Source organism: Rhizobium sp. 21-4511-3d (assembly GCF_053522545.1).
This window is the reverse complement of sequence record NZ_JBNWCF010000027.1, coordinates 38,019-44,850: the sequence shown is the minus strand read 5'-3', so window position 1 is coordinate 44,850 and position 6,832 is coordinate 38,019. Positions and strand designations below refer to the sequence as shown.

The following is a 6,832-nucleotide window of genomic DNA, read 5'->3' as shown; positions in this document are numbered from 1 at the left end:
CCGCCCGGTTGGCGGCAATGGCGGCCTGACCACCTGGTCCTTCGGCCCGACGCTGAACCTGCCGATCTTCGACGGCGGCCGTCTGCGCGCCAATGTCGATATCACCAAGTCGGACGCCAAGGCTGCCTATCTCGCCTGGAAGTCGGCTGTTCTGAGCGCCGTCGAGCAGGTCGAGAATGCGCTGTCTGCCGTTCGCCGCGATGCCCAGACGGTGGAAGCCCTGCGTGCCCAGGTCAAGACGACCCAGGAATCGCTGGAACTGTCGACCGCCAGCTACAAGGACGGCGCCTCCTCGCTGCTCGACGTTCTCGACTCGCAGCGCAACGTCTCGACCGCCCAGGCAAGCCTGGCTGCTGCCGTCCAGCAGATGGCCAAGGACTATGTCTCGCTCAACGTCGCCATCGGCGGTGGCTATGCGCCCGCAGGGGCCAAACCCTCCTCCGAAGCCAAGGCCGATACGGTCGCCGCCACCAAGGGCAGCTGAACCCTCCGAACCACCGCTCGCAGCGCCGATTCATCGGCCGCTGTGGCGGTTTTGCCTTAGCCCAAAGGGATTAATTGATTTCGCTCGCTGATATGGCATCCTGCTGATGGGATCGGGGACAGTAGCGAGTAGAACCAATTCCAAATGCGGCAGCTAATACTCGCGGACTACATCCCGCGACCTGGCTCCTTGCGGAAGGGCTCGCTTCGGAACACGGAGCGAGCCCGGTTTCGTTGCCACGCAAGGAGAGTGGCTGGCGCGGCCCCTGCCCGCGCCGCCTCCAAGGCTGAACCAGCCCCTCCCCATCCCGATAAGCCGAAATGATCATCACTGGTCTCATCACGCACGCCCTCATGTGCGCGCGAGCTACCGCCTGCGGCCAAAAGGACTAACTGCACCTACCGCCTCCAGGGGATTTTACTCGCCACCGTTTCGTCTGATCATCCCTGACACTATGCCCGGCGGCCGTCCGCCAGGCCATGCGAACCGTGAGGCCGTAACATGACGATAGGCGCAAAGGGGCGCGGAACCTTGTCCGCGAGGGTTGTGGGCGCCACCCTGCTACTGTGTTCCGCAGCAATGCCGGCGGCAGCGCTCGCCGGCGCTGCTTACCAGGTCCGCCCGGAAACCCACCTCAAGGTCAGCGTCGTCGAATGGGTCGCGGCCACCGGCGACTACAAGGAATGGACGGCGCTGAACGGCGAGTTCACCGTCACGCCGGCCGGCAACATCTTCATCCCGATGATCGGCCAGCTGAATGTCGAGGACAAGACCGTCGACGAGATCTCGCAGCTGATCGGCACCAACCTGAAGCGCATCACCGGCCTTGCCACCGCGCCGACCGCCTCGGTCGAAGTGGTCAAATATCCGATGATCTATGTCAGCGGCTCAGTGGAGCGCGCCGGCGAATTCGAGTTCCGCCCGGGCCTCACCGTCAAGCAGGCAATGGCGCTCGCCGGCGGCAAGGAACGCCGCAGCAGCCCGCAGGGCGAATATTCCGATGCAGAGCAGATCCGTTATGCCGGCGATCTCGGCCGCCTGGAACTGCAGCTGAAGCAGCAGATGGCCAAGCGCGCCCGCCTGATGGCCGAATTCTCCGGCAAGGACGCCATCGAATTCCCGCCGGAGATCGCCGCAGCCGGCCAGGATCCGATCATCGGCCAGATCATCCAGAGCGAGACGGCTCTGTTTACCGCCCGCGCCGATGCGTTGAACCGGGCGCTGCAATCGGCAAGCGAGCTCGAAACGCTGCTGACCAGCGAAATCAGCGTGCTCGACGAGAAGATGGCGACGCAGGACCGCCAGGTCACCATCGCCCAGGACGAACTGACCGACATTTCCAAGCTCGTCGACACCAAGATCCTGACGACCTCGCGTAAGACCTCGCTGGAGCGCACGGTCGCCGAAATGCAGGGCAGCAAGCTCGACCTCGTCGTCGCCTCGATGCAGGCCAAGCAGAAGCTCAGCGAAACCAAGCGCGATGCCGAAACCCTGAAGAGCCAGCGCACCACCGAAGCCGGCCAGGAGCTGCAGGCGACCGAAGCCGATATCGAAGATACCAAGCTGAAACGCACCACGACGCTGCAGCTGCTGCAGATCGCCGGTGCATCCGTCTCCCGCTACCAGAGCCTGAAAGCCGTCGACCTGCAGCCGCTGGAATTCTGGCTGACGCGCAGCGCGGCCGACATTCCGACGACGAGCGAAGTCGCCGAAACCGAAGAACTCCAGCCCGGCGACGTTCTGGACGTTCGCTACAACGTGTCATCCAGCCTCCAGGGGACGGTCGTTTCCGCCCTCGAGCCTGAACAAAAACAAACGCCTTAGGGAGCTCAGCGAGGATAGACATGGTCATTCAAGAGATCGGCAAAATCGTTCCCGGCAACCATCATGGTTTCGATGAGGCGCAGCGCGAATATATTTCCTTCCGCGATATCTGGCGGTTCCTGAAACGCCATGCCTCCCGCCTGGCGATCTGCACCGCGATCGGCGTTGTCGCCGGCGGGCTCTATATCTTCAGCACCGAGCCGATGTTCTCGGCAACGACCCGCCTCGTCATGGACCCGGAACAGGGCCGCATCGCCTCGCAGGACGCCTTCAGCGGCACGATCATCATCGAAGCCGCCGAAATCGCCAGCCAGGTGGAAATCGTCAAGTCGGAATCGATCGCCCGCGACGTCATCGCCAAGCTGAAACTCGACCACGACCCTGAAATCATCGGCGGCACCTCCTGGCGCGGCGCGATCACACAGGGCATCAAGGAGATCATCCACGGCTTCCGCAAGCCCGAGGCCGCAACGGAATCAGCCACCGAGACGCCCGAGGAAGCGCTGATGCGCCGGACCATGGCGTCCTTCCTGTCGCGTGTCACCGTCACCCGCGTCGGCCAGTCCTACATTCTCGAAATCGGCTACAGCTCGACCGACCCTGAAAAGGCCGCCCGCGTCGCCAATGCCATCGCCGATGCCTATATCCGCTCCGGCCTCGCCGAGCGCGCCGCCGCCGCACAGAGCGGCGCCAAGTGGCTGGAAAGCCGCCTGATCGAGGTCGGCCGCAAGGCCCGCGAGACCGCCATGCAGGCCGAAGAATTCCGCGCCAAGAACGGCATCATGGAGATCAACGCCACCTCCTCGCTCGACCAGCAGCAGCTCTCCGAAATCAGCACCCAGGAACTCGCCGCCCGCACCCAGACGGCGGCCGAAGCCGCCAAATACGACGCCATCTCCCGCCTGAAGAGCGGCGAGGCGCCGGATACGACGGTGCAGGAAGCGGTCAACAATCCGCGCATCCAGAAGCTCCAGGAAGACCTGAGCATCTCGGTGTCGAAGCTCAACAACCTGATGAGCCGCTACGACGCCGGCAATCCCGCCGTCGTCGCCGCGCAGGACGAGGTCGCCGGTCTCAAAAAGGCGATCGACGACGAATATTCGCGTATCCAGTCGCTCTATGCGACCAATCTCGAAGTTGCCAAGGGCCGCGAGCAGCTGTTGAAGAACCAGCTGGATACGCTGACCGCCGCCGGGACCGACAAGAACCTCGCCCGCGTCGAACTGACCGAAATGGAAAGCCAGGCGACCACCTACCGCCGGATTTATGAAACCATCCTGCAGCAGGTGACGGGCGCCATCCAGCGCCAGTCCTTCCCGATCGGCAACGCCCGTATCGTCACGGCCGCAACCGCACCGCTTTCCAAGAACTGGCCGAAGCCAAGCCTGATCATTCCGCTGACCGGCATGCTCGGTCTCGCCGGCGGCCTCGGCATGGCGCTGTTCAGCGATGGCTACCGCCGCCGCCTCAATGTCGTCGGTCGCCTGCGCAACGAGCTCGGCATCAATTCGCTTGGCACCATCCCGCTGATCTCCCGCGAGGGCGATCTTGCCGCTGCCGTCTCGCCTGTCGCGATCGACGTCGCCTATCGCCGCGTCCTCGACGCGCCCTACTCGCGCTTCACCGAGGCGTTGCGCAGCATTCGCGGATCGATCGACGCCGCCTTCCGTTCCAACAACTCGACGGTCATCGGCATCACCTCGATCGCCCCGAACACCGGCAAGACGACGCTCGCCGTCAACCTTGCTCAGGTCTACAAGCATGAAGGCAGCAACGTCGTTCTCGTCGATGCCGATTTCATCAGCGCCCGGCTGAGCGCGATCGCCGCCGATAGCGGCCAGTCTTTTGGGCTCAAGGTGCTCGGCCCCGACTACGCCGCGCCGCGCAAGGGCAATCGCCCCAATACCGAGGCCGAACCGGTAACGGATGGCGAAGGCGCGCTGTCGACCGTCATCGTCCCCGATATCCTGCGCACCGCCGGTCCACACCAGCGCTTCGGCCACCTGATGGCGCTGCGCCAGGAAATCGAGGCGCTGCGCCGCAAGTTCAAGATCGTCATCGTCGACATGTCGCCCTTCGAGGGTTCGGCCGATACGCGCCAGATCTGCAGCTTCATGGACGGCGTTCTGCTGGTGCTCGGCAACGGCAATCCGATGACCGCCGAGCGTATCCAGAATGCACTCGCCGAATTCGCCACCAGCCGCATCAACCTGCTCGGCATCGTGACGACACAGCTCGGACCGGAAAAGACCAAGCCGGTGACCGGCCGCCACCGCTTGCTGAAGCCGGCACCGCCATCGGCGCCGAGCCGCACCGTCTCGTCGGTGCCTGCCATCATCAGCCGCGCCACGACCTCGCCGCTGAAGATGACGATCGGCATCGCCAGCTCCGGCCGCCGCGACATCTTATCGGCGATCCTGCCGCAGATCTCCAAGCAGACGCGCCAGCCCGATGAAGTCATCGTCTGCGTCACCTCGACCAGCGATATCGATCAGGTGTCGCTCGCCTCGCTTGCCTGCCCCGTCCGGATCATCATTTCCGAGCGCGGCCTCTGCCGCCAGCGCAACGAGATCGTCGCCAATGCCGACGATGCCGACGTCATCCTCTTCCTCGACGACGATTTCATCATGGTGCCGAATTATGTCGAGCGGCTGGAATCGATCTTCCAGACCAACCCCGATGTCGCCATGTGCACCGGCAAGGTCCTGGCAGACGGCATCATCGGCCCCGGCATCTCGGTTCATGACGGCCTTAAGCTCGTCAGCGATCGCGCCCGCCAGGCGTCCAACCTGCCGATGACCATCAGCCCGATCTATAATGCCTATGGCTGCAACATGGCGATCCGCATGTCGGCCGTCAGCGCCGGCCAGATCCGCTTCGACGAGAACCTGCCGGCTTACGGCTGGCTCGAGGATGTCGATTTCAGCCGCCGCATCGCCGAATATGGCGGCGTCGTCTCGGCCGATTGCCTCGAGGGCGTGCATCTCGGCGTCAAGGTCGCCCGCACCGCCGGTATGAAACTCGGCTACTCGCAGATCGCCAACCCGATCTACCTGATGCGCAAGCAGACGATGGGCACCCGCTACGGCGCCGCCCAGATCGGCCGCAATCTCGCCGCCAACGTCGCCAAGTGCCTGCGTCCGGAACCCTGGGTCGACCGCCGCGGCCGCCTGAAGGGCAACATGATCGCGCTCTTCGACCTGGTGCGCGGCAGGCTCACCCCGCGGCGTATCGAGAGTATGGATTGACCGGATGCGACACCACCAGCCCGATCGCGTCGTCATCATCAACGATCGTTCAGAGCGGGTTGGCGGCGCATCCAACCTCGCCGTTCTCTCCGCCGAGCTGATCCGCGAACGCGGCATTCCGGTGACCTATTTCGCCGGCGACACCATTGGAGCGGGCATCGGCACCGCCGAGATGGTCGGCGTCGGCGGCCAGCCGCTGGTCAACCAGGGCAAGCTGACCGCAACGATCGGCGGCCTCTACAATCAGGCCGCCTATGACAGCCTGCGCACCGTCATCGCCCGCACGGATTCGCCCGGCACCATCTATCATGTCCATGGCTGGTCGAAGATCCTGTCGCCGTCGATCTTCCGGGCGCTGTGGCGCGTCCGGTCCCGCGTCGTCCTGCATGCGCACGACTATTTCCTCTCCTGCCCGAATGGCGGCTATGCCAATTACCAGAGCCACCGGGTCTGCAATCTGACGCCGATGTCGGCGCGCTGCCTGACGACGCAATGCGACAAGCGCGGCTATCACGAAAAGGTCTGGCGCTCGACGCGCCATCTGATCCGCGAGCACTTCTTTCCGACGCGCTATACGCCCGCCAATATCGTCATCGTGCACCAGCACATGCATGAATATTTCACCCGCGCCGGCATCAATGCCGAATATATCCGCACCATCCGCAATCCGGTGGAGCCCTTCCTGCAGGCGCCGCCGAGCCCGGCCGCCAACAAGCCGTTCTTCTTCATCGGAAGACTGGAACCAGAAAAGGGTTTCGAGGATGCCGCCAAGGCGGCGCGGCTTGCCAATGTTCCGCTGCATGTCATCGGCGACGGCGCCGGGCGCGCCGTCCTCGAGCGCGATTATCCCGAAATCGTCCTGCATGGCTGGAAGAACAAGGACGAGATCGCCGCACTCGTCACCGCCGCGCGCTGCATCGTCATCTCCTCGCGCGTGCCGGAGCCTTTCGGCCTCGCAGCCGTCGAAGCGGTCGCTAGCGGCATTCCGGTGATCATTCCGCAGGCGGCCCTGCTTGCCCGCGAGATCGCCGAGCTCGGCTGTGGCCTGCCCTTCGAGAACGGCAATATAGCGGCGCTGGCCGCCGCCATGACCAGGCTTGCCGGCGACGACGAGATGGTTCGCGCAATGAGCGAGAATTGCCTGCGCCAGCGCAGCAGCATGGCGCATACCTCGCTCTCCTGGGCGGAAGCGCTTTTCGAGCTCTACGACGAAATCCTCGAACGCGCCCACCCCGGTCAACAAGCTGCACTTGCTGGGTAATTCGGCCCGGCAAGG

At 64.2% G+C, this 6,832-nt stretch carries 4 protein-coding genes; all 4 read left to right on the top strand.

Annotated features, from left to right (window positions below):
* A partial coding sequence (locus ACQZ5H_RS32205; RefSeq protein ID WP_449100176.1) for a TolC family protein occupies nt 1-484 on the top strand: 484 nt, incomplete at its 5' end.
* A gap of 531 nt (nt 485-1,015) precedes the next feature.
* Nucleotides 1,016-2,308 (top strand): polysaccharide biosynthesis/export family protein, encoded by a 1,293-nt coding sequence (locus tag ACQZ5H_RS32200; RefSeq protein WP_449100175.1) that lies wholly within the window; start codon nt 1,016-1,018, stop codon nt 2,306-2,308.
* 20 nt (nt 2,309-2,328) lie between these two features.
* Complete coding sequence (locus ACQZ5H_RS32195) at nt 2,329-5,556, top strand: glycosyltransferase (RefSeq protein WP_449100174.1); 3,228 nt, start codon at nt 2,329-2,331, stop codon at nt 5,554-5,556.
* 4 nt (nt 5,557-5,560) lie between these two features.
* Nucleotides 5,561-6,817: a glycosyltransferase family 4 protein gene (locus ACQZ5H_RS32190; protein ID WP_449100173.1), complete on the top strand. Its 1,257-nt coding sequence runs from the start codon at nt 5,561-5,563 to the stop codon at nt 6,815-6,817.
* The last annotated feature ends 15 nt before the right edge of the window (nt 6,818-6,832 follow it).